Genomic DNA, 26024 nt, shown 5'->3' with positions numbered 1-26024 from the left:
TCGCAAGAGGCCTTTTTTATTTCTGTATCTTGATATTTGAAATTAGAAGTAAAACGCCCAGCCGACGTTGAAGTAGGAAGCTTTAACTTCCAATTCCACATCAGAGTTGTCGTCTTTAATGGTTGCTGATCCCGCGCCAAGCTCTGCCTTCAAAGCAAAGATCTCTGATAGCGGGAACCATTTCAAACCAAAGCCAAGACTTGCGGTGCTGCCTTTGGCTTCGACTGTTCCGGATTCCATGACCAGACTTCCCAAACTCAAAGCAGCGTAGGGGATCAGGTCTTCGCCCGGTTCATTTTTGATGATGTTAACCTGACCGATAAGCTCAAAAGTTCCCGCAGTGGTTTTGTCACCAGTGTCTTCGTTCTTGTCTGTTGCAGAGCTAAATGCGCCACCCAGTTCAAAACGGCCGAAGTTGTACAGATAGCCGAATTTTGTCTCAGTGGATGTGGTTTCTGATTCAGCGTTGGTGTCTTTGTTTTTGAGCTTGGTGTTGGAACTGGACATTTCCCAAGTCATACCGTGAGTGCGCTTTCTCAGGTCCTGACGGGACTCTTGAGCAGGGGTTTCCTGAGCAAAGGCGTTGGCTGATGTTGTAAGAACAAGGGCTGCAATTAGGTGTTTCATTTATCCTCCGTGGAAAATATTGTAACGAAGAATACTAAACATTCATGAGTTTTTGCTAACTCAGGCCCTTTGTCCTTTTTTTTATGTTTTCTTGCTCAAAGGCAACTGACGCATTCCGCCTCGGCTACGGCGGCGGAATACGTTGAGAACGTTCGGTTAGCGGCAGAAGTCCGCCGTTGGGTCCTGCTGGCAAGCCCACTTTTGCAGGGCCTGAACCTGCTGCTTCAGAATGGCGTTTTCCGCTTTCAAAGCTTCATTTTCAGAGTTCCATTTTGCGTGGAATTCTTTCATCGCCTCTATCAAAGGAGCAACAAGGTTGGCGTATTGAACAGCCAAGAAACCGTCGTTGTCTTTCGTAACGACATCCGGGAACACGGCTTGAACCTCTTGCGCGATCAAGCCCACTTGCTGGCCTTTTTCAAAATTCTTTTGCGGGAATTCTTCGGTTCGCCAGTCATAGGTCACACCACGCAGTTGCAGAACTTTTTCAAGACTGGAATCAATGGTGGCGATATTGCGTTTGAAACGGCGGTCTGAAGTGTTGGCCCACGAAGTGCCACCCGCGGTTCCATTCACATGCAGCATGTAGGCGGGCGTCAGGGTGCCGATGCCGACTGAACCGGCATTGGCTTCAGTCAGAATCGCGTATTTACTGGTGATCGTGCCTGTGCCCGTAGGAGCGCGAATCATCACACCCGTAAATTGATTTAAAGTGTCGAAGGAAGAAATGCTGGATCTGATTTCAAGTCCGGCGCCTTGATCGACAGTGACTCCGTTGCCTGTGGTGCCATCAAGCAGAAAGTCCGAGGTGATGGCGTTGACTTTAAGAGCTGTCGGTAGGTTGGCAGTGTTACCCATTTTCGCCAGACCCCAAAGGCCTGTTTGCAGACCGACAACGGTCGTTGACGGGACAGAGCTGGGTGTGCTGAGTGTGGTTGTTCCACGAACACCGTAGGCGGTTCCTGTGAAGCCTCCTGAAACGCTCATGAGGCTGGTTCCTTCCATTGCGCCCTGATCACCGCTGACGGCAACCGTGCCGGAAACGGAGTTGGAGAAGCCTGCCGCAGGTCCGGAGATCCCGGCATTTGCTGTGAAAGTGTTGCTGCCAGTGACGGTAAAGCGGCCGGTGTGATAGCTGCTGCCGCCTCCGTAGTACCGGGAATCAAACGCAAAACCCGAAGGGTTGTTGGTTCCTGATCCCATATCACCCATTCTATGCATCTTGTCTGAGATCTGATAGCGGGACGTGCCACCTGTACTGAGGGCAATTGAATTGGAACCGAGGTTGAACATTCCGGTGTCGGTGTCGGTGGTGAAGGAATAGCTAGGTTGCCCCGCACTTCCACTGGCACCTCGTAGCGGGAAGGTGACGGCAGAAACCAGATCCGTATAGGCCGAACCGCCTTGAGAAACTTTGAATTTTTTCTCGGTGGAATCAAAATAGATACGGCCTTCTTCGGCTGCTGAGATTGCCGGTGCTGCGATCTGTGGCAAAGTCACCGATGAAGGCAATCGGGCGGCGTCAATCGTGCCGGCCGTAATCACATCGGCATCAAGACCCGTGATGTTCGAGCAAGTAAAAGCATCTGTGACTGCCGACCAGGTCAGAGTCTGAGAAGCCGTACAGGAGGTTGCGAATTGCGCAAGCCCAGTTGACGTACGCAAATCATCAACGCCAAAGTACACTGGCTCAAGTTCCGTTGCTCCATAGCGATAAACCTGTCCTGTTTGGGGAGTTGTTGTCGCCACGGCAATGCCCTGGATTTTTGCCACAGTCGGATTAGGAAGAGTTCCGCTGAGATCGCCCCCCAGGTTCGTGGCTGACTGGAACGCACCCGTGATACGGCTGTCATTGCCTTGAGCCGCAGTGCCAGTTGTCGTGCCGTAGGTGACGTTCACGGTTTTGCTGGTGGTGCCGGTGACAGTGACGCCGGTTCCAGCCAATACATCAGAAATGACACCGGTCCCGCCCGCGTCGGTGACACAGGTGAAATCGCTGCCGTCAAAAAACACCACCTGTCCTGCGCTGCAAGCGGCGGCGGGCAAGGCATTGGTGCGCACGAAATCGGTGGCGGAATAGTTTCCAAGTTTCAACGCCGAAGAGGCAAAGTGCGCATAAGGCACCGAGCGGATTTCGTTGTCGGGAGTGATTAGATTCCAGCCAACACCGTCATGAAACTGCACGCTCAGTCTGCGAGCTTGAGTGGCGATCGGACCTTTGCTGCTGGCGACATTGTTGTTCACATCAGCGCAGTCCAAAGTGGTGGAGTTATCAAAGACCTCTTTAAGGCCCACGCTGCCGGAAGTGGGAAAAAGTTTCGTCCCGGTCCCCAGCGGCACATCAAAAACCCCTTTGGAGTTCGTCATGTTCACACCGTTTTTTTGTTCACGATAGTAAACGCACAGGCCGTCTTCGGATTTGATCTCAAATAGGAAGCTGACGTTGTTGTATTCCAAAGGCATACCGTCGGATTTAACGATGCGCCCTTGATAAGTCAGTGTGTTGGGGGCAGCTTGTGCAACAATTGAGAAAAACAAAACGGGCCACATGGCGACAGCATTCTTAAGCATGGAAAACTTGTCGGTCCAAGAGCCGAATTGTTAAAATATTTATTCACCGGATTACCTATTTAGTGGTGAAATCCGGACCGAAGAGCGCCTAAAAAGAGCCTTTCTCAAATGCGCAATTTTGATAAACATGAGAACTCTTTTTCCAGTTGAAAACACCTGGCCTCTGCGGGGGATGACTTATTTGTTGTTACCGTTTTTCGGCGAGGAATTTCCAGAACCACCAGCGGCCCCGCCACCACGTGCAGAACCGTCAGAGGCAGTTAAAAGAGTCAGTAAAAGAACGCAGATAATGAACTTCATGATGGCTCCTGAAGGGTGTCGATCACATTGAACATGAATATCGGTAAGGACCCGCGGGATGACGGGTCTTCCAGCAGGCGCATTTTGTCCTGGAAAGCCTGGACATCGATATCCAGCCACTTTCGATAAGTGACTTCGTTGATGGATTCAAAAAACAAATTCATATAGTTGGCATAGTTTTCGTCGGTACGAGAAGGCTTTGCATACTTTTCGGTCAGACGAAGACCAACGGCTTTGATGGCCTCGGCAGAAAAAGTTGAACGGTTGCTGCCTAAGGCATAGCGACCGTTTTCCAGCAGACGCAGGACGTTTAACTGCAGCATCTTGTGAAGAATCTCGATGCCATATTCACCAAACCGGCTGCGAACAAACTTCAGATCAAAAGGTCTTGTATCGGCAAGAACATAGAGCTCTGAAAAACAGGGGTCCTTGATCAGTTCCTGTTCGATACTGACATTGTATTTGTGCAGTGGGGAGGACTTCAATTGCGGATCGGTGCGCTTGAGTTTTTCCTGAATCAGAACCGGCGCAGAGTTTAGCATTTGTCCCAAGTCGGCAGTTCCGATAAGGCAGGAATAAAGCTTGTACAGGGTCTGATACGTCGGGTTGTGCTCTTTTAAGACCAGTCGTCTCAGGGTCTTGGTGTGAATGCGGGTCTTGGCGGACAATTGCAGCAGCCCTTTACGCGGGTCTTTATGACGCTGCAAAAATCGGCCAATGTCCTGGCTGACTTGATCCTGAATCGATGCGGTGGATTCCTGCATGGACGACCTCACTTGTTTCCAGAGGACCTATTGGCGGCGCCCGAGTTTGGCAAGTTTCAAAATTGAAACCCGGGGCTTGCTATGCAAGCCCCGGGTGAAAAATGCAGACTAGTGGCAAGAAGGAACAGTCAAAGCCTTGTTGAACAAGAATTTGTAAGTGTCGTTGCGAGAGCTCATTTTTTTGGAAACCTTCACGTTTACAGTCAGTGGGTAAGTGCCGGAAACCACTTTGTCTGTGCAAACTTCACGGTTTTTACCGATGTATTTGCAATCAGAAACTGTGCGAGTGTATTTGATCGGAGTGTAAAGGTACTTGTAGCCAGTGATGACTTCTTTAGAACGGTTTTTGCCGATAAAGATAGTTTCACGCTGAGCAACGGCCTTTTTAGTTCTTAGCATGTTGCCATCAGCACACACGAATGTGTAGTCCACCGCGTGACCCATGAATACAACCGGAGCATCAATTTTCAGGTTGGTGTCAGCCATAAGAACTTCCCAGGAAGTGTCAGCAGTGTGAGCAGATGCCACGGAAGCAGAAATCAACAAAGCGATCATAGCGAATACGTTTTTCATAAATTCTCCTTTTGGTTTGTTTGATGGGCACTGATTCCACCAGTTTCCGTGATGTTTCAAATGGAATTGGAAGGCGTTCGGAAGATTCCCGGACAAGCCTGATCTTGTCCTGGTCGTTTTTGGACAACGGGTATTTTGTCCTGGAAGGGTGTAAAAATTAAACTGTCAGCCAGCATAGTCAAAAGAGGAGCGAATGATTCTTACCACGAATGCGGGGCCTCTTTTGAGTTGAGCTACACGGTGTCCAAGCGAATTTGTTATCCTAAGGGGGAACTTTTGAACAAAGGAGGCTAGCATGTCTGGTCATCATAAAAACAAAGGTTTCAGTCAAACAAGCAAGCGCTTCGACGGGGCTTTAAAGGCACAACATCAGCGCAGTCGCAGCAAACAGATGGATCACTCTGCCGATCACCGCGAGGAAGAATCTGAAAGCCGTGAATCTCAGAACGTGTCTTCATCCAAAAAGAATCCACGAGCCTAGGAGGGCATTATGAGAATGAATCCTTTGCAGGACAGTGATACGGCGAAGTGTATCAACTTTTGCTTCACAACGTACCGTGTGTGTCTGGAAACGCTGAACCACGTGCAGGAACAGGGAATGCGCTTTGCGCAGACGGACCTGATGTCGTTGCTGCAGCTTTGTGCCGACACCTGCGATTTGCATGCGCGAATGGAAATCGCTGAAGCCGATTTTGCCCCCCAGGCGGCCGAACTGTGCTTTCAGACTTGCGCGCGCACTGCCATGGAATGTGAAAAGTTCCCTGAAGATCCGATGGTGATCAAATGCGCCGATATTTGTCGTAAGTGTGCAGAGCACTGTCGGGGCATGGCTGGAATGACCGTGCGGGTAAAGCCTTCTCAGATGTCCGCTCGTATCTAATTCAAATAGGCTTCGTTGTTGGAGATCAGTGACTGATCTCCGGCGGCGGAGTGGGCTCTGCAGGTTTATTTACATGGGCACAAATGGCAGTGCTGAGGATGGCACCGTGATGGATTTAGCAAAGGCGCGGAAATAATCATCGTACATGTGATAATGGCCCTCATCGCCCTTTTTCGTGCCCCAGCTGTTGCGAATTTTCCACTTCGCAACGCGCCCGGTGCGCGGATCCAGTTCATAGCCCACGATCTGCACCGCGTGTCCGCCACTGTTTGTGTCAAATGCCTCACGCATCTGGCGAGTGGCCGGGCGGGCATAGGTGGGAATATGGAAAGCACGAATGGACATGATGCCGGTGGCGGCGTCGACGTATTCCGCATGGTGGTCATAGGACAGATACACGGCTTCGCCCTTGTCTAACATTCGGCGGGCGGTGTTTTCGACCGCATCGATAGAGGTCGTAAGTTTTCGGCCCTGTGAGGTTTTGGTTAGTTCCGGCTTGGCCTTGCGATCATTGTGAATTGCGACCTGAGTCTTCGGACCTTCAAAAGATTCGAAATAGGCTTTGGCAAAGTCTTTCGGTGTCCAGGTCTGTCCTTGGAATTCAAACTGTGTCGGCATTTCGCCCACCATCTGACGGAAAAGATTTTTGATTTGATTTCGTCCCTGCGCAAGGACTGCATCTCTGCCAGGGCCTTCTGGTGTTCTTTCGGCCTGCCACTGGGTTCGCACCAGAATGTTTTCAATGAATTCTGACATTTTCTTGGCCTGTGGATTTAGCATGAAATCAGATTTTGGTTTCCACGCGCCTTCGGGCAAAAGGCCGTATTCCAGAATACTTTCCCGTGAAAACAGGGGGCCCGCGCCCAGTTTGACTTCGACGTCTTTAGAGGTTTTTTCCAGGCGTTGCAGGCTGCGCTCCAGCCAGTGGCGGGCGCTTAGATATTCGTTGGACAAGGTCAGGGTCTGACCGGTCTTTTGTTCGTAACTTCGTTCAAGGTGTGACATCCACGAATGCAGGTGACAGGTGCCAAGGTTGCATTGGTTTTTGATCTGGGTGCTTTGTTTCAGGTCCACGGTATAGCGTGTGTGGTGTTTGAAGTCGGCGCGCAGTGTTCCCCAGATGATTTCCGCGGGTGCCTGTATTTGGAAGACGTCGGCGCACAAAGGGGCACCGCCAGCCTGAACAGGCAGGCTCCAAAGGCTGAAAATCAATAGCAGGGAATAGAGCAGCTTCATGCAGCTTGGTGGTGCAAGCCACAAGCCAAAAAAAAGGCGTCTCAGAGTGAGACGCCTTTGAAAATTCAAAGCCTTAGTGGCGGATCATTTCCGGGGCCGTTTCGTTGGCCAGGTCATTCAGGCAGTCCACGAAGAACTTGCACACGATGAACAGGTGAACCTGCTCATTGGCTTCCAAAGCCGGCTCCAGTTCCGGGGACATGAACAGCTCTTCGATGATGTAATTCAGAATTTCCGGCTGGCCTGCTTGCGCGGCTTTGTCCTGAAGGTCTGCGATCATGTCATCGTTGATTTGCAGATATTTTTCAAATTCTGCTTCGTTCTTCTCAAAGCGCTCGATCACTTCATCTTCGTTCATTGCACGCAGATTCTGATACTGTTCTTCAAATGAACGGTTCAGGATCAATGCCATCATGAAGCCCAGATCCTGAGCACCTTCGCTCATGTCTTCAATAAACTCCATAAAGAAGCCCGCAAGATCCGGCTGAACCTCAAAAAGATGCTGGGACGCTTTTTCCAGGTCGCTTTCTTCCGTGATACTGCAGATTTTATCGATGGAATTTTGCACTGTCTGGAACGGAATTTTTTGCATAAGCGACCTCGTCTTTATCTTTCCTTTAAGCAAGAAAGAGTTTTATATTTGCAGAATACACAGGGAGCCCCATTTAATGCAATTCATTCTACCTTTGCTACTTTGTTTTTTCATGTCGGCCTCAGCCGGCAGTGCTGAAGTGCCGCCAGGCACGCAAGCTGGAGCAGCGGCCCCCGCCGGCAGTGCCTCGGCCCCGGCCGGCAGTGTCGGAGTGCCGCCAGGCACGCAGACTGGAGCAGCTCCTGCTCCTCTAACGGAAGCAACTCTTTACTCCCGTAAAATCCAACCGCTTTTTGACAATCGCTGTCTGGCCTGCCACAGCTGTTTTAATGCTCCCTGCCAGCTGAATTTGCAGAATTTCGAGGGATTTCAGAGGGGCGCGAACAAATTAAACGTCTATGACGGCACTCGCCTTAAAAGTGTTGAGCCCTCACGTATTTGGATTGATGCCCATGCGGAAGAGTGGCGCAAGCGCGGTTTCTATGAGGTCAGCACCAGCAAAGATCCTGCCCAAAATCTGTTTTTCCAGATAACCCAGCTACGCGCCACAGCGAAAAACGCAAAGATCACCAAGCAGGTCTCTGATTCTCAGGTCTGTGCTCAGACCATGACTGACTATCAGCTTCTGGCAAAAAACTCACCCGAGCTGGGCATGCCTTATGGCTTTCCGGCCCTGAATGCCACCGAACTTTCAACTCTGAAAAGCTGGGTGGCGGCGGGGAGCCCCGGACCGGACGCTGAAGAATTAAAACGCCAGAACACGCCGTCTGCTGAATTGCAAAAACAGGTGCGCCAATGGGAGGAATTCCTGAATCAGGAAAACCTTCGCCAAAAACTGGTCAGTCGCTATATCTATGAACATCTTTTCCTGGCGCACATTCATTTCCCGGAAAAGTCAGAGGAATTTTTCAGACTGGTGCGCTCAAAACAAGCCTGTGCTCTGGGGGTTCAAGAGATCGCCACTCGTCGCCCGAATGACAATCCCGGGACAGCGAAATTCTGGTACTGCTTGCAAAAATTCCCGGGTACGGTCGTTAAAAAGACCCACATCCCATATCCTTGGAGCCCGGCAAAACTGGAACGCTATAAAGAACTTTTCCTGGCTGAATCCTGGAAGGTTTCTTCTTTGCCAAGTTATGAGCCAGGGGTGGCTGAAAATCCCTTCGTGGCATTTAAAGACATTCCGGTGAAGGCCCGCTATCAGTTCCTGCTGGACGATGCCCAGTATCAGGTCAGCACCTTTATCAAAGGCCCGGTTTGTAACGGCAGCATGGCGGTGAACTCCATTCAAGAACAGTTCTATGTCTTTTTCCTGAATCCTTCTTCTGACAACATGGTGCTTTCGCAAAAGTATGCAGACAAAGCGGCGGGCCTATTGATGATGCCGGGGGTGTGGGGCAGTGATGTGGATGTGAAAGAAACACCGCTATTCTATAAGAAACTGGTCGATCATCGCGAAAACTATCGCAAGCTTCGCACGGAAGAACTCTCCAAACTTCGTCCTGAGGGGTACACCCTGAAAGATGTCTGGGACGGCGGGGGCTTTAATTCCAATGCCACTTTGACGGTGCTTCGTCACGATGACAATGCGGTGGTTATGAAGGGTGCTGTGGGTGATCTTTCCAAGACCGTCTTTATGCTGGATTATCCTTTGTTCGAGCGATTGGTTTATAACCTGGTGGTGAACTTTGATGTCTTCGGCAATGTGTCGCACCAATTGCTGACTCGTGTTTACATGGATATGATCCGGATGGAGGCAGAAGAGCTGTTCCTGGCCTTCCTGCCAGCGGAAGAGCGTTTAATCTATCGCCGCGAGTGGTATCGCGGTTTGCTGACTCAGGCGAAAATGTCCTATGTTTTCCCGACCTTGGGCTCTGGCGAACCGACCGGCATCAAATTCAACGAAGACAACCACACCAAAAAGCAGTTTGTGCAAAAGGTGCTGTTCTTCCATCAGAACGCAACCGTGCGTGGCGACTGGGACTTTATCAACTGGAAGAATCTGGAAGTCCCCGACAGCATGCAGGCTCAATGGAAAGTGCAGGGACTGGACAAAGAACTGCGCAAAATCGCGGCGGTAAAGGCCGAAGCCTCTTCGCCGTTTTCCCAGTTCTTCCCGGATCTGGCGTTACTGAATATCAAAACGCCCAAGGGATTGAAGATCTATTCACTCATTCACAACAAAGAGCATGAAAACATCTCTTGGATTCTGGGTGAGTCTTTGCGCATGGATCCCAAGAGCGACACGCTGACGGTGCGTGAAGGGGTGTGGGGTTCTTACCCGAACATGATCTTTAACGTGAAGGAAAATGAACTGCCCGCGTTCGTTATCCAGGTTCGCGCCATGAAGTCCGCAGAGGACTATCAAAACCTGGTCACTCGCTATGGTCTTCGCCGCAGCAATGCCAGGTTCTGGTCTTTCTATGATGAAATGCACGCCGCGATGAGAAAATCAGATCCGGTGAATTTCGGTTACCTGGATCTGACCCGCTATGAATTAAAGTAGAACTCTTTGCTTTCTGAATCCCACTCGATTGTGTAAACCACGCAGTTCGGAGTGGGCAGGCTTTCGGTGATGTCCGGTCGCAATGAATGCAGGAACCGGCGCATCGCCAGTCCATGTGTGCAAAGGCCGATGCTGTCAAAATCGTGCTGTTCACACAAAGCGCTGAGCGCCGCGGAAAAACGCTCTACCGTCGCCCAGGTGTTTTCTGCATCCGGGAATGCAAAATCAAAATGCTCGCGATCCACAGACACCCATTTTTCCCAGGCCTGGGGCCCGTACTCCTGGGCTACGGCTTCACGGGTCATGCCTTCGATTTTACCCATATTGACTTCACGGAAGCCGGGCTGAAGCAGCATTGGTTTTGCCAGATGATGATTGGCGATATGCGCTGTTTGTTGGGCGCGGGTCAGGTCACTGCTGACAAAGAATTCCACCGGGTTGTCGCGGAAGAACAGTTGCAGACTCAAGGCCTGCTGGCGGCCCTCTTCATTAAGAGGAATATCTGTGTGTCCCTGCAGGCGAAGCTGCGAGTTCCAGTCGGTAAGCCCATGACGGAAGAGATGAATGGTTTTTCGCATAGTGGCTCTATTGAAGCACTTGCCAGTGGCATCGGAAAGAGAAAAAATCAGAATATGAAAAACATTTTTCGCGCTCTGAAACAGGCCTTTGAATCACTCTTGCGACTGCGGATGTTTCTTTTGATTTTGGGACCTCCGGTGGCCACGGTTTTTGTGCTGCTGGTGCTGTTCATTGTTTACTGGAGCGCATGGACCGCGGGGGTTGCCGGCCTCATTGGCAATCTGTGGGGCTTTCAGTGGGTGCAGCAGGTCACGGGTTTGACGGACTTGTCGCTGTGGCTGGCAATGCTGTTTTTGGTGATGATCTTCATTCCTTTGGCCTATGTGATTTCGGTGTTGATTGTGTCGGTGTTTGTGATGCCGATCGTGCTGAAGTGGGTTGGGGATCAGGATTTCCGCAATCTTGAAAAACGCCGGGGCGGGACGGTGGTGGGAAGTGTCTGGAATACACTCAAGGCCACGATCCTGTTTGTGGTAGGCTTTATGGTGACTTTGCCACTGTGGCTGATTCCGGGCTGTCAGCTGGTGGTGCCGCTGGTTCTGACGGCCTGGCTGAATAAAAAGGTCTTTTTGTACGATGTCCTTCAGGATTATGCCTCCAAAGAAGAGCGTAAAAGCATTGAATCTGAAGAATCCGGGTCCCTGTATCTGATGGGGCTTTTATTAGGACTCCTCTCATATATTCCGCTGGCTTTCTTCTTCGTCCCCATTATATCGGCTTTGAGCTATACCTATTACGGCCTCAATGCCCTGGAAGACCGTAGAAAGTGAATTTTCCTGCCCGGAAAGTGGATTTTGGGCGGCATTTGGTGTATCTCCTAGGGTATGACAAAGTGCAGCCACGATCGTAAAAACATTGATATCGACTCTCTGAACGAGAGAGTGCGCAAAGCCGGGATGAAACTGACCCAGCAGCGCAGTCAATTGCTGGGGATCCTTCTGCATCATCCAGAACCTATTTCCGCCGACGAGATCTTTAAAAAGATCGACGATAAATCCGACGGCATGGACCTGGTGACCATCTATCGCATCTTGAAAAAGTTTGAAGAAGCCGGCCTGGTTTCCCGTTTGGAATTCGGTGATGGGGTGGCGCGTTTTGAACTGACCTTGGAATCCGGCCACCATCATCACCATGTGATCTGCCGCCATTGTCAGCGGGTGGAGCCTTTGCATATTTGTGATCTGGATCAGCACATCAAGATGGTTGAGGCGATGGGGTACAAACAAGTGGCCCACCGCCTGGATTTCTTCGGTGTGTGCTCCCGCTGTCAATAGCTCAGCGCTTCGTCTTCCTGCCAGCGCGGCAGACGCACCACAAATGTTGTGTTCGCCGCCTGAGAGTCCAGCAGCAGTTCGCCTTTATGGCTTTTCATAATCCCTGCAGAAATACTTAGACCCAAACCAGTGCCTTTGCCGACTTCCTTGGTGGTAAAGAATGGCAGCATGATCTGTTCGGCAACCTTTTCCGGAATGCCATCGCCGGAATCAATCACGTGGATTTCAATGCTGTCGACAAGCTCGACAACTTTGATGCGAATCCATTTTTCCTGCAAATCACTGATCGCATCAAAAGAGTTGTTCAAAAGATTCAGCAGAACCTGTTCGATCTGAATCAGGCGGCATTCGACTTCAAGTTCCGGATCAATTTCACCGACTTCGACTTCCACACCGTGGTTGTAAAACCGCGTGCGGCAGAATTCCAAAGTTTCTTCGATGATTTGTTTTACAGGCACCACTTCAAACGGATCGTAAGTTCCTTCCCGGGCAAAAGAGCGCAGGGATTTGATGATACGGGCAATCTTGTCGGCGGTGCGGCTGATGCTTTCTGCGGCCTGTTTGATTTTTGTCGGGTCCATTTTGCCGGCGTCGACCATTTGCTGCAATTGAAACGCGCGGGCCTGAATAACTGTCAGGGGATTGTTGATTTCATGCGCGATACCACCCGACATTTCGCCCAGGGCCGCCATCTTGGTGGAAGAGATAAGCTTGGCCTTGGCTTCGGCCATTTCCCGTTCGGTCTGGAATTCTTCGGTGGAATCCCAGGCCACGCCGTACATGCGCGGGCTTCCGGTGTTGGTCATGAATTTGCCATAACACTTGATGTGATGGATTTGCTGGTTTGAATGGGTCACCCGGTAAGTGACATAGAAATCCTGGCGGTTTTCAACGGCCTCTTGGATGCGGCGATTGACGTTTTCCATGTCCTCGCGAATGGCACGTTTCCAGATTTCGTCCATGGGGTTCAGCCCCGGCAGCACCGGCACGTCATGCATTTCGTACATTTTCGTGTCCCATTGCAGACGGTTTTTTTCGATGTCCCATTCCCAGGTTCCCATGTTGGCGGCAGACAGGGACAGATTCATTTTTTCGATGGTCTTTTTTAATGTCTCTTCATAGCTCTTGCGGTCATCCACGTCGGTGGCAATGCCTAAAATAGTGGCGACATTGCCGTTTTCATCACGGGAAAAGGGGGTGATGCGGTCATTGATCCAATGGTATTGGCCGTTGTGATCCTTAAAACGGTACTCGATGGAAATAACCTCGCCCTCTTTCAGGGTGCGGGACTTTTCGATCGCAGCGTTTAAAACGGGAATATCATCCGGGTGCATGGACCTGGCATAATATTCCGCGCCCAGAGCACGAAGTTCTGCCAGTGTATAGCCGTACAGATCTTTTACCCGGTCGTTGAACCACACCATATTGACCTCGTTCAGGTCGAAAATATAGACGCTGTTGGGGATCGTTTTATTGATCTTTTCGAGCAGAGTACTTTGGTCTTTCAGAAGATCTGTAATCATAGATTTATTTAGTCTATCCTAGGTTTTGGTAACGCGAAACGGCTAAAATCATAATAAAACCTTAACAATACAGCGCAATATCATAGTGCTAGAGTTTGGCTCATAAATCCATAGGGAGATTTTATGTTGACCAACTTTGTAGTGTCTTTGTCCGTTGTTATGGGCGCGGCTTTTGCGCACGCTCAGGCTCCAGTTATCAAGATTGATGGTTCTTCCACTGTGTTCCCGATCACTGAGGCGATGGCAGAAGAATTCCAGACATCCCAGCGTGGCAAAGTTCGTGTGACCGTGGGTATCTCCGGAACAGGTGGCGGCTTCAAAAAATTCTGCCGTGGTGAAACGGACGTTCAAAATGCCTCCCGTCCTATTCAGGCCTCTGAAATCGAAGCTTGCCGTAAAGCGGGGATCAAGTTCCTAGAGCTTCCAGTTGCTTATGACGCTACTGCTGTGGTGGTAAATCCTAAAAACACATGGTTGAAGTCCGTCACTGTGGCAGACCTTAAGAAAATGTGGGAACCAAGCGCTCAAGGTAAAATCAGCACCTGGGCTGACGTCAATCCAGCTTGGCCAAAAGAAAAGCTGAAACTTTATGGTGCAGGTTCTGACTCTGGTACCTTTGACTACTTCACTGAAGCGGTTGTGGGTAAGTCCAAGTCTTCCCGTGGTGATTATACGGCTTCTGAAGATGACAACACACTGGTGACGGGTGTTTCCAACGATCTTTACGCTTTGGGTTATGTGCCATTGGCGTACTATGAAGAAAACAAAGGTAAGCTGAAAGTCGTAGCTATCATTGGCGGCGACAAAGCCCCTAAGAAAAACGAAGCGGTGCTTCCAGGTCGTGAAACCGTTGAGAACGGTTCTTACTTCCCTCTGTCTCGTCCGATCTTTATCTATGTCAGCGAAAAATCCATGGCGAAAGCGGAAGTAAAAGATTTCGTGAACTTCTATATCAGCAAGTCTTTCGAAATCGTTCCACAGGTGAAGTACGTTCCACTTCCAGCCAAAGCTTATGACCTGGTTAAAGAACACATCAAAAAGAACAAGCTTGGCACCGTGTTTGGCGGCCACTCTGAAGTGGGTTTGAAAATTGAAGAGTTGATGAAACGTGAAGGTTCGTTGTAGTTTAGCCTTGTGAGTAAAAGCCAACTTAGAAAACTTTCTGAATTCACATCCGCCGACCACCCGGTCCGGCGGATGCGTCGTTTAAGGGAACGCGCCATTGAAACGGTTCTGTTTCTGGCAGCGGCTTCCTCAGTTCTGGTCACTATCGGCATTGTCGGTATTCTGGTGACGGAAAGCATGCCGTTCTTTGCGCATGTATCCTTGAAAGACTTTTTAACCGACACGCAGTGGACTCCGCTTTTTGAAAATGCCCGCTATGGTATTTTGCCTCTGCTCAGTGGAACTTTGCTTTCCACCGTTATTGCTTTGTCGGTAGCGATTCCACTGGGGACGGTTGCGGCAGCGTTCTTAAGTGAATACGTTCGTCCGTCGGCGCGCGAAATTTTAAAACCCGTCCTAGAGCTTCTCGCCGCTGTACCAACCGTCGTGTACGGCTATTTTGCTTTGTTATTTGTGACGCCTCTTTTGCAAAAAATCATTCCTAATCTTGGTGGCTTTAATGTCCTGAGTGCGGGGATTGTGATCGGGGTGATGATCGTTCCTTATGTGTCCAGTCTTAGTGAAGATGCCATGCGCTCAGTGCCTAATCACCTGCGCGAGGCGTCCTTTGCTGTGGGGGCGTCGCGCATGCAGACGGCCTTCCGCGTGGTGATTCCGGCGGCTTTCTCCGGGATTACCTCTGCTTACATCCTGGGTATTTCCCGTGCTTTGGGTGAAACCATGGTTGTGGCGATTGCGGCCGGCATGCAACCAAACCTGACCATCAATCCTACGGAACCCGCGGCGACCATCACGGCCTTTATCGTTCAGGTCAGCCTGGGTGATTTGCCTCACGGTTCGATCGGGTATCAGAGTATTTACGTGGCGGGGTTGAGTCTTTTGGTTCTGACCTTGTGTTTCAATATCGTGGGCCTGTGGCTGCGTAAAAAGTTCCAGGAGAAAGAGTAAATGGATTCACGTCAGGAACTTTTGGCGAATATCAAGCGCCGTCAGATGTGGGATTTTGCTTTTGCCATGATGGGGCTGTTATCACTGCTTTTTGCGCTGGTGACTTTGCTGGCTTTGATTGTGGATCTGGGTATGACCGGGATCCCGCGCATCAATGCTGAATTTTTTGTGAACTTCCCGTCGCGCTTTGCTGAAAAAGCGGGGATTTTGTCGGCGTGGGTGGGGTCTTTCCTGATCATGGTGACCACCGCATTTTGTGCGATTCCTTTAGGGGTGGCCGCCGGGGTTTACCTTGAAGAATACTCCAAGAAAAACTGGGTGTCACAGATCATTGAATTGAACATCATTAATCTGGCGGGGATTCCATCAATCACTTACGGTTTGATGGCGCTGGGTCTTTTTGTTTACAAGCTGAAACTGGGTCAGAGCATTCTGACGGCCGGTCTGACTTTGGGTCTTTTGGTTTTACCCATCATCATCGTGACCACACGGGAAGCCATCCGTGCGATCCCAAACACAATCCGCGAAGCGAGCTACGCCATGGGGGCCAGCAAGTGGCAGACCATCCGCTATCATATTCTGCCTTATTCTTCCGGCGGCATCCTGACGGGCGTGATCATTTCACTTTCTCGCGCGATCGGTGAAACGGCTCCGCTGATCACGATCGGGGCGTTGACGTTTATTGCGTTTTTGCCGACTCCGCCGATTGACGGGCAGTTCCCTTACTTGAACTTTAACTGGCTCATGGATCCATTCACCGTGATGCCGATTCAGATGTTTAACTGGTTGTCACGACCTCAGCCGGAGTTCCACGTGAACGCGGCGGCCACCGGTGTGGTGTTGCTTGTGATGACTTTGATTATGAACGGTGGGGCGATTTACCTGCGCTCCCGTTTCCGTAAAAAGATGAAGTGGTAATTTATGCAGTTGAATTTGCGCGCTGAAGTTAAAAATCTGGTTTTTTCTTACGGTGATAAAAAGGTTCTGAACGGCATCACGCTGCCGATCTATGAAAATCGTGTCACCGCTTTGATCGGTCCATCCGGTTGCGGTAAGACCACGCTTTTGCGTTGTTTCAACCGCATGCATGACCTTTACGCCAATGCCCAGTACCAGGGCGAAATTCTGCTTTATCCAAATCAAAGCAACATTCTGGGTAAAGAAATCGACCCGATGGAAGTGCGCATGCGTATCGGGATGGTTTTCCAAAAACCGAATCCCTTCCCAAAAAGCATCTATGACAACGTCGCGTACGGTCTGACGGTGCGCGGGGTGAAAAAGAAAAGCTTCATCGAAGAACAAGTTGAAAAGTCCCTGCAGCAAGCCAGCCTGTGGAATGAAGTCAAAGACCGTTTGCATTCTTCAGCAACCGCACTTTCCGGCGGGCAGCAGCAGCGTCTGTGCATCGCGCGTGCTTTGGCGACGGAACCAGAAATCCTGCTGCTCGATGAACCCACTTCTGCATTGGATCCGATCTCCACTCGTCACATCGAAGAACTGATTCAGGAACTTCGTAAAGACGTCACCATCGCGATCGTCACGCACAGCCTGCACCAGGCAGCCCGCGTGTCTGACTTCACGGCGTTCATGTATCTGGGCGACCTGATCGAATTCGGCGCCAGCGATCAAATCTTCACCAACCCCAAAGATCAGCGCACCGAAAACTACATCACAGGCCGCTTCGGGTAAAACCGTTAAAAGGTGCCTGGTTGTTTTTTCTGGCTACGGCGCATCGAAAGTGCGCCGTTTTCTTTTATTGGAAAGCGACTTTCAGGGCCATTTTGGCGTAGTAGGCGTTGCCGATGTCGACTTGGTTACCTGGGTTGATTTCGTAGTTTTCGGCCATGAAGAATCTTCGGTCAAAGGCGTGACCCACTTCAAAGTCGGCAAAGACAGATTTTGAAAGCGGCGACTTGATGCCCATCAGGAATTTCTTTTCATCATAGAACAAACGGTCGTCGCGGTTTTCGCGGCCATAAGGCAGGTAAGTCACCTGACTGAAGTCCATTCCGGCATACACTTGCGCAAAGTCATTCAGCTTATAGTACACGGTGCTTTTGACCACCCACGGAACCAGGGTGAAGAAAGTCAGGCCGAACTTGTCAGCAAACTGCCAGTTGATCGAGGCAAACGGAGCCCCTAAAACCATCTGCAGTTCACGTGACGGATAATAGAACCACGCAAAGCCCGGCAGCGGGATGTTATTCAGGATCGGGCGGTTGTTGGAATAGTTCGCCAGCAACAGCCAGCTGCTTTTTTCATCGCTCGGGTAGGAATAAAAAGCGGTGATACCCAAGGTGGAAACTGTCGGGTCATAGAAGGGCTTGTCGCTGGCAGAGCCATAGTTCAGCATAACGGACCACATGCGCTTTTCACCCAGCACTTCTGTGTAGCTGACACCAAAATCAATGTCGTAAAGTTCGGAATGACCGTTCTGAGCCGGGTCCACGGTCATCTGGCTGCCGGAAAAACTCAAGCTCACTGCCTGGGTTTCAGTTTTGTAAACCGGGGAGCTTAAGTCCACCAGTTGATAGCGCATGTTAGCGCTTTCTTGCGGGAACTCGGCTTTGTCATAAAAAAATCCAATATAGTTGAACGTCGGACGCTGGCGGCCCGGCGGAGTCAGTCCTTGGGACAATTCAAAGGCTGAAACGGAGATGGAGGAGCTGATAACTGCTAATACTGTAATCAATAGCTTTGTCATATCTCACAGCATAGAAGTCTCTTTGCTCACGGACAACAGCTATTTAGTCAGGGGTTCGAAGTAAATGCTTCTTCACGATCTTACATCATCTTAACTCGAGTTTTTTAAAAGACCTCGATAGCCTTGGTTATCCCTTTCAAGTAGGTGAAGAATGAGACTTCAAAAAGGCGCATGGTTTCGCTCCATGGTTCTTTTGGGGCTGGTGATTTTCGGCAGTCTTGGCATCGCGGCCTTTCGCGGACTGTCGCAGACGGCACCCATGAACTGTGTGCAGATTTATTTTGATTCAGAATCCCGGGACCAATTGGCCTCAGGGAAAGCCTTTGCCCAACAGTTGCGCGGGCTTTTGGCTCCGTACATCGGCTATGCCATTCATTCTTCACGCATTGCTGATTATCAGTCTGGCGAGGTTCATCGCTGCGATAAAAATATTTATGTAGGAACTCATTTTGACCACCGCGTTCCCCGGGTGTTTGTTGAAGACTTTATGAACTCCAAGGGGAGTGTCGCGTGGTTTGGTTATAACATCTGGCAGATGGGGCCGCGTCTTGAAAACGAGATGGGCCTAAGATTCCTGCGCATGGCAAGGCAGGAATTCACAGGCTTTTTTGATGAAGTCCTGTACGAGGGTGGCTTCTTTAAAAAGACCGGCAAAACCCTGGCTGAACAAGTGGAGCTATTGCCTTCGGATATGAGCAAGTTCTCGATGCTGGCTGAATCCCGCAATTCGGTCACTCGGGAAATCGTGCCTTACATTGTCCAATCCAAGAACCGCTTCTATGTGGCTGATGTTCCCACTTTAGGCGAAGCCCCAAATCATATTAGCTTGATGTTTACTGAGGTGTTGGCCCGCTTCATGGAGGGAAGGGTCTCAGAACCAAGTTCAAAGCAGGGAAAGCTTATCGCGGCTAGCGAATCCAAGCGACATTAATCCGAATTTCGACAACTTAAAGAGCCATCCCTAAGGTGTTGCGCCTCGGGTGGTTCGTTCGTTTATTGCAGTAAAAACAGACAGTTAATATTTGTACATAATGGATATGTACAAAATACGGAGTCTGTTGTACTATGAGTATAGAGTTTGTCTGGAGCCAAAAGAAAGCCGACTCCAATAAGAAAAAGCACGGAGTTTCCTTTGATGAGGCATCAAGCGTTTTTCATGATGAAAGAGCTTTGTTAATCAGAGACGATATTCATTCCGTCGGAGAAGAGCGATTTGTTCTTTTGGGGCGAAGTTTAAAAGGTGCAGTCCTGATCGTGGTTCATCTTTATTGGGAAGATCAGAATATGATCCGGATCATATCAGCTAGACGGGCTACTAAAACAGAAGCCAATCAGTATTTTGCAAGGTGAGCTTTTATGAAAAAGAACTATGATTTTTCCCAAGCCGAAAAGAATCCTTACGCTAAAAAGCTCAAAACACGTACGACAATTCGTCTTGATGATGATGTTATTGTCTATTTCCAGGGCTTGTCCGGAGACACTGAGATACCATATCAGACTTTGATAAATCTCTATCTTAGAGATTGCGTTTCAAAAAAAATCAAACCAGACCTTTCGTGGGGTCGAAAGCGACGTTAGTGTGGGCTGTGCGTCAGATGTATTATTTTCGTTAGCCTGTAAGCGTCACTATAGTTAGGCTATTGGGATGACATCACTTCAGACTGATAAGTACTTTATTCGTGAAAGCATGTTCAACCTTGTTGAGCTTTCTTTGCTGGCCCGCCTTTATGAGGCTCACTGCACGCCATCAGCATCCAGCGGGAAAATCAGCCCTGAATCCCTGGCTCAGACCCTTTTGAAAATGAAAGCGACTGAAAAGAACGGCCAACTGCGTGTGGCGATCTTTGAAACCGATCCTGTGGGCTTTTACTGGAACTATGAAGGCAAGGTTCTGGCGCACTGGGTGCATCCGGATCATCGCGGTCAGGGTGTTGAGCAAAACCTTCTTGGCGGCGCTTAAGCCGTGACTCATTTTTGGAACGGCAAAAGAGTTTTCATCACCTGCCCCACGGGTTTTCTGGGGGCGTGGTTGGTGCAAACGCTGCTGGATTCCGGGTCTCAGGTGTTTGGCTTTGGTGAGCCAGCCAGCACTTCTCCCAATCTTTTTGACCTGAAAAATCTTGGACAGAAAATCTCGATGACCTACGGGGACCTGCGGGATGAGTCCGCTTTGCGCGAAGCTTTGCAGTTTGCGCAAGCCGACGTGGTTCTGCATTTAGGTGAAAGCGGTCTGATTTCAGATCTTGGCAAAAGACCTTTGGAAACTTTTGCCAAAGCGGCATTAGGGACAGCCACCCTGATGGAGCTGATGCGGGAAACAGCGTCGGTTCGCTCGTTGGTGGTGGTCAGTTCAGATAAGGTCTATGCACGGAAAAGTTCCGGAGAGGATCTGGCTGAAACAGACGCCGTGGCCCCGTCCGCGATTTTGCCGACAGCCAAGTTGTGCGCCGAGATGATTGCGCTTTCTTATCGTCAGAGTTTTTTTGCTCCTGAAAAATACAACAAACATAAAATCGCCGTTGCCACAGCCCGCATGGGTTCTGCTATCGGCGGTGGGGATTTTACCGAGCACGCGTTGGTTCCGCAGGCCGTGCAGGCCTTCGTTGCGGGGAACAGTTTTGATTTAAAGAACCCGCAGTCCGTGCGTCCGTGGATTCATGTGCAGGATCAGGTGGCGGGGTTGATGTGTCTTGCCGAAGCCTTGTATGAGCGCGGGCCGAAGCTGGCGCCCACCTATAATTTTGCGGCGAAAGATACTAGCACAGTCGGCGAAGTTGCGCAAGCTTTGGCTGTGGCTTGGGGAGAAAATGCCCGGGTGAATTTGGGCGAGGGGTCGAAGTCCTCTTTGTCAGTTCATGCGAATTTGGATTCAAAGCTCGCTCAGAGCGATCTGAACTGGAAAGTTCAAAGAAATCTCACAGATGCTCTGAAAGAAACAATTCACTGGTATAAAGAATTTTATTCTTCAAGGACTTCTGCTACCTTGTAGGGATGGCCTTTTCCGGATTAAGTCTTCAAAAAATTTCTCATTTAGTCAGCCCCAAGGATCTTGCGACCCTGGAGCAAATGCCTGTTGCTGAAAATGCATTTCGCATTCTTAAAAAAATGTCCCTGGATGGTCACAACATCCAAAAGAAGGAAGACGGCGGACTGGAAATTCAGTTCGTTTATGCGGAAGAATCCTCTTTGCGCAAATCCTATGTGCAGGTCGAAGAAGACGGCGAGGGCGGGGATCTGACATTCCACTGTGCCCAGTGTGCTGAAAGCCGCAAGGACAAAGAAGACATCTGTGTTCATGAGTGGGCGTCGTTGATTCTGATTTGGTGGGCCCTGTCGGTGGATCGCGGATTCCTGCGCAATCACAGTTTTCAAGTCAGTAACTTCTGTGAGGATTTCTGGGATCTGACGGAAACCCAAAAAGCCCGTCGCGGTGAAGGGGATGGCAAAGGCCTGCCTGACAACTTAAAACTTGAATCCATCAGTCTGGTTTCTGAAACCCTGTCTTTGGACGACGATCGTGCCTTGGAAGAATATCTGCCAGATTGGAATAAGGTCTATGAGCTGACCCGCGTTCCTGAAGGGGATGATGCCAGCACGGGGGCGGTATGGGGTCTTCCCCAGGCCTTCCGCGGCTCTTTGCAAAAAGAAACCGTTTATTGGGCGGATGTGCGCCATCAGGATCAGTTGGCCGGGCTCTTAAGATATAATTTCAGTGACGGTGTGCAGATCAGCAGCCGAGATATTCTTCGTCATGCTTATCGTTCTGTTGTGCCCCGCGATCTATTGCCAGGCCCGGCGCGCAAAGAGACCTTTGAGGTTTACTGGCCGCTGTTGCCAAGCGATCCACATCGCTTCTTTAGCCGGGATCTTTTGGATATTGAATCCGTCATGCAGGAGCTTCTTTCTCGTATCACGCGTCGGGTGAACAAAGGGGACCTGAAGTTTTATTTGCAGGATCAAAAGGATCTTGGCAAGGCCTTCCAGGTTTCCAATATCAGCGTTGAAGCCGAATACGCCTTTGAATGGAAGGTTGAATTCAGCGGTTCTGAGGAAGTAAAGACCTCGGCACTGCTGACGGCGCAAAAAGACCGTCAAAAATACATTTTCTTTGATAACTTCGCCGTGGATTTTTCAAGCGGAGCGGTGGTCGCTTTTGCGTGGAAGAAAGAAAGCGAAGCTCTAGATCAGTTTTATTCCCGCCAGTTGAAGGTGGACCGTCCAAGGACGTTTTCGCACCTGCATGTGGAAGGTAAAGGCGAAACCGCGGCCTTTATGAAGTTCCTGCGCGGTCGCTCACTTCCGGTGCGGGTTCAAGGTGGCAGTCATGACATGGGGGCGATTGCGAGTGTCCTGAATCTGCACCATCAGGACGATGCGGGCTTTGTTCCGGAAAAAGTCTTCACGCTAAACGAAAAAGAATCCGTCAGCAAAAGGGGCTTCAGCACTCCGGTTGTGTTGATCATGCGCACTTTGCAAGAGGGCCTGGGCTTTTTGCTGCAAACGGAGGTTAAAACTCTGGCCTCCAGCAGTTTTAAAAAGCGCGAATGGGATTTGAAGATCCTAAAGCATCTGGGCGTCTTGCAGTATCTGACTTTGGAAGCCCTGACTTATCACTTTGAAGGTCAACTGACTGACGGAACGACTTGTGATCCGGCGAATATCTTCCCGGCGTTGCACACCCGGGTCCACAGCCTTTTAGTGACTGGTGACGGAACTAGTCTTACCAAGACTCAGCCGTTGGATGAACTGTGTTCTAAAGGCGTTTTAGGTATCTTTGCCGACTATGTCGCCAAGGTCCTGAAATCGGTGGGTGAGCGTGAAGCCATTTACAGTTCCAAGGGTGAATACCTGTTCTCGGGATCTGTTGAACGGGAGTTCCGCGTTCTTTATGAAATTCTAAAATACATGGCTCTTTCCACTCAAGGCAGTGCCTTTAAGCGGGCCCGCACCGGTCTTCTGACCAAGACCTGGGATGGAAAGATCGAAGAAGATCCAATGTTGGAGCAAGGTCATTTCTTTATGCCGTCATGGGGCAAAGAAGACGTTACGCCGACGCAGTCTTTGGGGTTGTTGCAGCCCCTGGTAGATCATGGCATTCGCCTTTACGTGCGTGGTCAGTTGTTGCAAGAGCTGGGGCAGAACGAATTCGTTGTCGACTTCCAGATCGTCAGCAAACTTGATGAAGGCATGCTGAACTGGTTTGAATTGAATCCTCGTTTCTTCCTGCAAGGCAAAGAAATCGATGCCACCCAGTTAAAAAGCATGGGAAGCGGTGGCGTGGTTGAATACGACGGAAAGTTCTTCCTGGTGCCGCGCAAGGAAATCCCTTCACTGCGCCGTTTGGAAGGTTTCTGGCAAAAGCTTCAGGCGGGTAAAAAAGATTCGTCGAAAAAAGCCTGGACTGACAAGTACTATCAACTGCCAAAGCATCAAGCGCTTGAATTGCTGGCCTTGCGGGCGTCAGGTTATGCCTTCCGCGGGGATGATGAATGGAAGCGCATCTGTGCATTCTATGATGGTTTGGGATCACGCACGGATTTGGTGAAGCTGCCGGGTTCTGTGAAAGCGGAGCTAAAGACTTATCAGCACGAAGGCGTGCAGTGGTTGCTGGATCTCTTCACTCTGCGCATGGGCGCACTGCTGGCGGATGACATGGGTCTGGGGAAAACTCTGCAAGCGCTGTCCTTCCTGGATCTGCTTCGCACGCGCGAGCAACTGGGGCAGGTGTTGGTCGTCGTGCCTTCAAGTCTGGTGTACAACTGGGAAAGCGAAGTGGCAAAGTTCACTCCAGAGCTGCCATTTGAGATCTTTACCAGTAAAGACCATGATCGCATCGGCAAAAGGCTTGAGGCCAAAGAACCGTTGGTGGTGGTTACGACCTATGGTCTTTTGATGGAAAACGACGAGTTCCTAAGTCAGTACAACTGGAATGTGCTGATCTTTGACGAGGCCCAGAATTTGAAAAACATTACGGCGAAAAGAACCAGCTCGGCGCGTATGTTAAACGCCCGATTTAAAATGTGTCTGACCGGTACGCCGATGGAAAATCACTTTGGTGAGTTCTATTCGTTGTTGGATCTGGTGGTGCCGGGATGTCTTGGTAAGTACGATGATTTCCGCCGTCACTTCGTGAACACTGAAGTGGTGTTACTTGAAGACGTCGAGGATCTGAAGCTTAAAACCAAGCCTTTGATCATGCGCAGAACTAAAAAAGAAATCCTGGATCAACTTCCTGAAAAACAGGAAACCAAGGTCAGCATCGCCTTTGAAGACAAGCAAAAGCAGATCTATCGCGACATTGCGATTGCGTATAATCAGCGCATTCAAGACACCATCCGCGAGGCGGGGGAGGCTCAGTCCCAGTTGCAGATGTTAACCGCGCTTCTGCGCCTTCGTCAGGCTTGTTCTGATCCGGGGGCCTTGCCGGAAGTGAAGTACGAAAAGACTCCGCCGAAGCTTGAGGCCCTGATGGACTCTTTGCAAGAGATCATCGAGTCCGGTGAAAGTGCGCTGGTCTTTACTCAGTTCCTGCAGACTCTGGAGCGCACCGAAAAGCTTCTGAAAGCAGTCGGCATCCCGGTCTTTGTCCTGCACGGGGCGATTCCGACCAAACAACGTCAGAAGATCCTAAAGGACTTCAACGAAACCAAGGGCGGAGCCGTTCTGGTGATGACTCTGAAAACGGGCGGGGTGGGTTTGAATTTGACCAAGGCCAGCTATGTCTTCCACTTGGAGCCATGGTGGAATCCGTCAGTGGAAAATCAGGCCACAGACCGTGCGCACCGTTTGGGGCAGCGTAAGGCCGTTCAGGTCTTCCGCTATATCATGCATGAATCCCTGGAAGAAAAGATGGAGCTGTTGAAAGAGCGCAAAAACCGCAAGTTCCAAAGCCTGTTCTCGGAAGCGGAAGCCAGCACGGACCTGACCGGCGCCGGTGGCGCCCTGACCAAAGAGGACTTCGACTTCTTGTTGGGTCTTAAGTAAAAGGTTCCTGGTTCTTTTTAGGGCTCATGGCGCGTCAAAACTGGCGCGCCGATTTTTAAGAGGACTTCCGAATCTGGACAGTCATTTTTAGTCCGGCTTTTCGCAAATAATCGTGAATGGCACGTTCGACAGCCAATACTTCGGACAAGCCGCATCTCCTTGCAATCTTTGCGGCAAGATCAATGCTTACATTTTGCCGGCCCTTTTCGATGTCGCAGAGAGTGCTTTTGGAGATATCTAACAGCTCCGCCATTTCTTTTTGGGAAAGGGACTTGGCGGTCCTTGCCGCGCGCAGGAAGCCACCAAAGGACATCGGGCCCAGTTCTTTCTCTAAAATCTTTGTCAGGCTCTTAGAACTCATGCTTGTTCACCTCAATGACGATGATTTCAATCTCTTTGACTGTTTCGACGTAGATTGCTCTATAAGAACGATTTAGTCGTATGGATCGTTGTCCCTTGCGGTCTCCCTTTAGAGGCTCGTCATGGTAGCCAGGGAGCTTTCTTGTCTGACTCAAACCGATCAGCTCGATGGATTCTGCCCAATAACGTAGGGCCTCTTTAATGTGTGAAGGGATTCTTTTTAACTGTTTCTCTGCGAATCTGGATATTCGAACCTGTGTTCGACTTTCCATAGAACCTTTCAGTACGGTAAAATACCGTATTCTGGTGAAATTGTCAATATGGGGTTTGAGAGCAAGAAGCGGGAGTTAATAAATTGCGCAATACCTGCTTCTGAAGGCGACCGAGTCCCAGGTTCGGATCTGAAATTGCCTGTTTCTTTGGGGGAGAGTGACTTAGACGCACTGTGACCCAAAAACAGCAGCAGAACCTTTTTTCT

27 protein-coding genes are annotated in these 26024 nt (G+C 50.1%); 15 read left to right on the top strand and 12 right to left on the bottom strand.

Annotated elements, in window-relative coordinates:
• Nucleotides 1–42 precede the first annotated feature (42 nt).
• The 5 genes from B9G79_RS10690 to B9G79_RS10675 all read right to left on the bottom strand — a co-directional run bounded on the left by B9G79_RS10690 (nt 43) and on the right by B9G79_RS10675 (nt 4835).
• Nucleotides 43–627: a hypothetical protein gene (locus B9G79_RS10690; protein WP_088565497.1), complete on the bottom strand. Its 585-nt coding sequence runs from the start codon at nt 625–627 to the stop codon at nt 43–45.
• Nucleotides 628–783: 156 nt separating this feature from the next.
• Nucleotides 784–3198 (bottom strand): tail fiber domain-containing protein, encoded by a 2415-nt coding sequence (locus tag B9G79_RS10685; protein ID WP_232468575.1) that lies wholly within the window; start codon nt 3196–3198, stop codon nt 784–786.
• 177 nt (nt 3199–3375) lie between these two features.
• Nucleotides 3376–3498 (bottom strand): hypothetical protein, encoded by a 123-nt coding sequence (locus B9G79_RS18495; RefSeq protein WP_269768112.1) that lies wholly within the window; start codon nt 3496–3498, stop codon nt 3376–3378.
• Entirely contained in the window at nt 3495–4262 is a 768-nt protein-coding gene (locus B9G79_RS10680; protein WP_088565496.1) for a hypothetical protein, read from the bottom strand. Before B9G79_RS10680 ends, B9G79_RS18495 begins: the two co-directional genes overlap by 4 nt.
• 108 nt (nt 4263–4370) lie before the next feature.
• Nucleotides 4371–4835, bottom strand: a complete 465-nt coding sequence (locus B9G79_RS10675; RefSeq protein ID WP_088565495.1) for a hypothetical protein — start codon at nt 4833–4835, stop codon at nt 4371–4373.
• A 295-nt stretch (nt 4836–5130) separates the two neighbouring features.
• Here B9G79_RS10675 and B9G79_RS10670 point away from each other — a divergent pair, with 295 nt between their 5' ends.
• Both B9G79_RS10670 and B9G79_RS10665 read left to right on the top strand, forming a co-directional pair.
• Nucleotides 5131–5316 (top strand): hypothetical protein, encoded by a 186-nt coding sequence (locus B9G79_RS10670; RefSeq protein ID WP_015090781.1) that lies wholly within the window; start codon nt 5131–5133, stop codon nt 5314–5316.
• A 9-nt stretch (nt 5317–5325) separates the two neighbouring features.
• Nucleotides 5326–5715: a four-helix bundle copper-binding protein gene (locus B9G79_RS10665; protein WP_232468574.1), complete on the top strand. Its 390-nt coding sequence runs from the start codon at nt 5326–5328 to the stop codon at nt 5713–5715.
• Nucleotides 5716–5784: 69 nt separating this feature from the next.
• Here B9G79_RS10665 and B9G79_RS10660 read toward each other — a convergent pair whose 3' ends face one another.
• Together B9G79_RS10660 and B9G79_RS10655 are read right to left on the bottom strand one after the other, a co-directional pair.
• Entirely contained in the window at nt 5785–6951 is a 1167-nt protein-coding gene (locus B9G79_RS10660) for a C1 family peptidase (RefSeq protein WP_232468572.1), read from the bottom strand.
• A 73-nt stretch (nt 6952–7024) separates the two neighbouring features.
• On the bottom strand, nt 7025–7543 hold the full coding sequence (locus B9G79_RS10655) for a hypothetical protein (RefSeq protein ID WP_011164127.1): 519 nt from the start codon (nt 7541–7543) through the stop codon (nt 7025–7027).
• Nucleotides 7544–7619: 76 nt separating this feature from the next.
• Between B9G79_RS10655 and B9G79_RS10650 the strand changes: the two genes are divergently transcribed.
• Nucleotides 7620–10049, top strand: a complete 2430-nt coding sequence (locus tag B9G79_RS10650) for a fatty acid cis/trans isomerase (RefSeq protein ID WP_232468570.1) — start codon at nt 7620–7622, stop codon at nt 10047–10049.
• On the opposite strand, the gene B9G79_RS10645 is transcribed toward B9G79_RS10650, so the two are convergent.
• Complete coding sequence (locus B9G79_RS10645; RefSeq protein ID WP_088565494.1) at nt 10034–10627, bottom strand: histidine phosphatase family protein; 594 nt, start codon at nt 10625–10627, stop codon at nt 10034–10036. The two genes, B9G79_RS10650 and B9G79_RS10645, sit on opposite strands and share 16 nt — an antisense overlap.
• A 54-nt stretch (nt 10628–10681) precedes the next feature.
• Between B9G79_RS10645 and B9G79_RS10640 the strand changes: the two genes are divergently transcribed.
• Nucleotides 10682–11398: an EI24 domain-containing protein gene (locus tag B9G79_RS10640; RefSeq protein WP_232468569.1), complete on the top strand. Its 717-nt coding sequence runs from the start codon at nt 10682–10684 to the stop codon at nt 11396–11398.
• Between the two features lie 54 nt (nt 11399–11452).
• Nucleotides 11453–11902: a Fur family transcriptional regulator gene (locus B9G79_RS10635; protein ID WP_088565492.1), complete on the top strand. Its 450-nt coding sequence runs from the start codon at nt 11453–11455 to the stop codon at nt 11900–11902.
• On the opposite strand, the gene B9G79_RS10630 is transcribed toward B9G79_RS10635, so the two are convergent.
• Complete coding sequence (locus tag B9G79_RS10630) at nt 11896–13425, bottom strand: PAS domain-containing sensor histidine kinase (RefSeq protein ID WP_088565491.1); 1530 nt, start codon at nt 13423–13425, stop codon at nt 11896–11898. The genes B9G79_RS10635 and B9G79_RS10630 overlap by 7 nt on opposite strands.
• 123 nt (nt 13426–13548) lie before the next feature.
• On the opposite strand from B9G79_RS10630, the gene B9G79_RS10625 reads away from it, so the two are divergent.
• The 4 genes from B9G79_RS10625 (at nt 13549) to pstB (ending at nt 17187) form a co-directional block, all read left to right on the top strand.
• Nucleotides 13549–14550 carry a PstS family phosphate ABC transporter substrate-binding protein gene (locus tag B9G79_RS10625; protein WP_088565490.1) on the top strand — a complete coding sequence of 334 codons (1002 nt, stop codon included), beginning with the start codon at nt 13549–13551 and terminating at the stop codon, nt 14548–14550.
• A gap of 72 nt (nt 14551–14622) precedes the next feature.
• On the top strand, nt 14623–15498 hold the full coding sequence (gene pstC / locus B9G79_RS10620) for a phosphate ABC transporter permease subunit PstC (protein WP_088565489.1): 876 nt from the start codon (nt 14623–14625) through the stop codon (nt 15496–15498).
• Nucleotides 15499–16416, top strand: a complete 918-nt coding sequence (gene pstA, locus B9G79_RS10615) for a phosphate ABC transporter permease PstA (RefSeq protein WP_088565488.1) — start codon at nt 15499–15501, stop codon at nt 16414–16416.
• Nucleotides 16417–16419: 3 nt separating this feature from the next.
• Nucleotides 16420–17187: a phosphate ABC transporter ATP-binding protein PstB gene (gene pstB / locus B9G79_RS10610; RefSeq protein WP_088565487.1), complete on the top strand. Its 768-nt coding sequence runs from the start codon at nt 16420–16422 to the stop codon at nt 17185–17187.
• A gap of 64 nt (nt 17188–17251) precedes the next feature.
• On the opposite strand, the gene B9G79_RS10605 is transcribed toward pstB, so the two are convergent.
• Entirely contained in the window at nt 17252–18202 is a 951-nt protein-coding gene (locus tag B9G79_RS10605; RefSeq protein ID WP_232468567.1) for a hypothetical protein, read from the bottom strand.
• A gap of 151 nt (nt 18203–18353) precedes the next feature.
• On the opposite strand from B9G79_RS10605, the gene B9G79_RS10600 reads away from it, so the two are divergent.
• From B9G79_RS10600 to B9G79_RS10575, 6 genes are all read left to right on the top strand, one after another.
• Nucleotides 18354–19133 carry a hypothetical protein gene (locus tag B9G79_RS10600; RefSeq protein ID WP_232468565.1) on the top strand — a complete coding sequence of 260 codons (780 nt, stop codon included), beginning with the start codon at nt 18354–18356 and terminating at the stop codon, nt 19131–19133.
• Nucleotides 19134–19267: 134 nt separating this feature from the next.
• Entirely contained in the window at nt 19268–19552 is a 285-nt protein-coding gene (locus tag B9G79_RS10595; RefSeq protein WP_088565486.1) for a BrnT family toxin, read from the top strand.
• Between the two features lie 6 nt (nt 19553–19558).
• A complete protein-coding gene (locus B9G79_RS18580) occupies nt 19559–19780 on the top strand; it encodes a BrnA antitoxin family protein (protein WP_088565485.1) in 222 nt (73 codons plus the stop codon).
• 67 nt (nt 19781–19847) lie between these two features.
• Nucleotides 19848–20162, top strand: coding sequence for a hypothetical protein (locus tag B9G79_RS10585; protein ID WP_088565484.1), 315 nt, complete (start codon nt 19848–19850; stop codon nt 20160–20162).
• A gap of 3 nt (nt 20163–20165) precedes the next feature.
• On the top strand, nt 20166–21191 hold the full coding sequence (locus B9G79_RS10580; protein WP_088565483.1) for an NAD-dependent epimerase/dehydratase family protein: 1026 nt from the start codon (nt 20166–20168) through the stop codon (nt 21189–21191).
• 77 nt (nt 21192–21268) lie between these two features.
• On the top strand, nt 21269–25186 hold the full coding sequence (locus B9G79_RS10575) for a DEAD/DEAH box helicase (RefSeq protein WP_232468564.1): 3918 nt from the start codon (nt 21269–21271) through the stop codon (nt 25184–25186).
• 55 nt (nt 25187–25241) lie between these two features.
• On the opposite strand, the gene B9G79_RS10570 is transcribed toward B9G79_RS10575, so the two are convergent.
• Together B9G79_RS10570 and B9G79_RS10565 are read right to left on the bottom strand one after the other, a co-directional pair.
• The gene (locus B9G79_RS10570; protein WP_088565481.1) at nt 25242–25547 is read right to left on the bottom strand and encodes a helix-turn-helix transcriptional regulator; all 306 of its coding nucleotides are present in this window, start codon (nt 25545–25547) and stop codon (nt 25242–25244) included.
• On the bottom strand, nt 25537–25818 hold the full coding sequence (locus tag B9G79_RS10565; protein ID WP_088565480.1) for a type II toxin-antitoxin system mRNA interferase toxin, RelE/StbE family: 282 nt from the start codon (nt 25816–25818) through the stop codon (nt 25537–25539). Before B9G79_RS10565 ends, B9G79_RS10570 begins: the two co-directional genes overlap by 11 nt.
• Nucleotides 25819–26024: the final 206 nt, after the last annotated feature.

Origin of the sequence: Bdellovibrio bacteriovorus (assembly GCF_002208115.1) — a bacterium.
GTDB lineage: Bacteria > Bdellovibrionota > Bdellovibrionia > Bdellovibrionales > Bdellovibrionaceae > Bdellovibrio > Bdellovibrio bacteriovorus_C.
This window is presented reverse-complemented; position numbering and strand designations above follow the sequence as displayed.

Coding starts and splice junctions, on each gene's coding strand:
- B9G79_RS10690 (WP_088565497.1), bottom strand. CDS start 627: ATGAAACACCTAATTGCAGCCCTTGTTCTTACAACATCAGCCAACGCC.
- B9G79_RS10685 (WP_232468575.1), bottom strand. CDS start 3,198: ATGCTTAAGAATGCTGTCGCCATGTGGCCCGTTTTGTTTTTCTCAATT.
- B9G79_RS18495 (WP_269768112.1), bottom strand. CDS start 3,498: ATGAAGTTCATTATCTGCGTTCTTTTACTGACTCTTTTAACTGCCTCT.
- B9G79_RS10680 (WP_088565496.1), bottom strand. CDS start 4,262: ATGCAGGAATCCACCGCATCGATTCAGGATCAAGTCAGCCAGGACATT.
- B9G79_RS10675 (WP_088565495.1), bottom strand. CDS start 4,835: ATGAAAAACGTATTCGCTATGATCGCTTTGTTGATTTCTGCTTCCGTG.
- B9G79_RS10670 (WP_015090781.1), top strand. CDS start 5,131: ATGTCTGGTCATCATAAAAACAAAGGTTTCAGTCAAACAAGCAAGCGC.
- B9G79_RS10665 (WP_232468574.1), top strand. CDS start 5,326: ATGAGAATGAATCCTTTGCAGGACAGTGATACGGCGAAGTGTATCAAC.
- B9G79_RS10660 (WP_232468572.1), bottom strand. CDS start 6,951: ATGAAGCTGCTCTATTCCCTGCTATTGATTTTCAGCCTTTGGAGCCTG.
- B9G79_RS10655 (WP_011164127.1), bottom strand. CDS start 7,543: ATGCAAAAAATTCCGTTCCAGACAGTGCAAAATTCCATCGATAAAATC.
- B9G79_RS10650 (WP_232468570.1), top strand. CDS start 7,620: ATGCAATTCATTCTACCTTTGCTACTTTGTTTTTTCATGTCGGCCTCA.
- B9G79_RS10645 (WP_088565494.1), bottom strand. CDS start 10,627: ATGCGAAAAACCATTCATCTCTTCCGTCATGGGCTTACCGACTGGAAC.
- B9G79_RS10640 (WP_232468569.1), top strand. CDS start 10,682: ATGAAAAACATTTTTCGCGCTCTGAAACAGGCCTTTGAATCACTCTTG.
- B9G79_RS10635 (WP_088565492.1), top strand. CDS start 11,453: ATGACAAAGTGCAGCCACGATCGTAAAAACATTGATATCGACTCTCTG.
- B9G79_RS10630 (WP_088565491.1), bottom strand. CDS start 13,425: ATGATTACAGATCTTCTGAAAGACCAAAGTACTCTGCTCGAAAAGATC.
- B9G79_RS10625 (WP_088565490.1), top strand. CDS start 13,549: ATGTTGACCAACTTTGTAGTGTCTTTGTCCGTTGTTATGGGCGCGGCT.
- pstC (WP_088565489.1), top strand. CDS start 14,623: ATGCGTCGTTTAAGGGAACGCGCCATTGAAACGGTTCTGTTTCTGGCA.
- pstA (WP_088565488.1), top strand. CDS start 15,499: ATGGATTCACGTCAGGAACTTTTGGCGAATATCAAGCGCCGTCAGATG.
- pstB (WP_088565487.1), top strand. CDS start 16,420: ATGCAGTTGAATTTGCGCGCTGAAGTTAAAAATCTGGTTTTTTCTTAC.
- B9G79_RS10605 (WP_232468567.1), bottom strand. CDS start 18,202: ATGACAAAGCTATTGATTACAGTATTAGCAGTTATCAGCTCCTCCATC.
- B9G79_RS10600 (WP_232468565.1), top strand. CDS start 18,354: ATGAGACTTCAAAAAGGCGCATGGTTTCGCTCCATGGTTCTTTTGGGG.
- B9G79_RS10595 (WP_088565486.1), top strand. CDS start 19,268: ATGAGTATAGAGTTTGTCTGGAGCCAAAAGAAAGCCGACTCCAATAAG.
- B9G79_RS18580 (WP_088565485.1), top strand. CDS start 19,559: ATGAAAAAGAACTATGATTTTTCCCAAGCCGAAAAGAATCCTTACGCT.
- B9G79_RS10585 (WP_088565484.1), top strand. CDS start 19,848: ATGACATCACTTCAGACTGATAAGTACTTTATTCGTGAAAGCATGTTC.
- B9G79_RS10575 (WP_232468564.1), top strand. CDS start 21,269: ATGCCTGTTGCTGAAAATGCATTTCGCATTCTTAAAAAAATGTCCCTG.
- B9G79_RS10570 (WP_088565481.1), bottom strand. CDS start 25,547: ATGAGTTCTAAGAGCCTGACAAAGATTTTAGAGAAAGAACTGGGCCCG.
- B9G79_RS10565 (WP_088565480.1), bottom strand. CDS start 25,818: ATGGAAAGTCGAACACAGGTTCGAATATCCAGATTCGCAGAGAAACAG.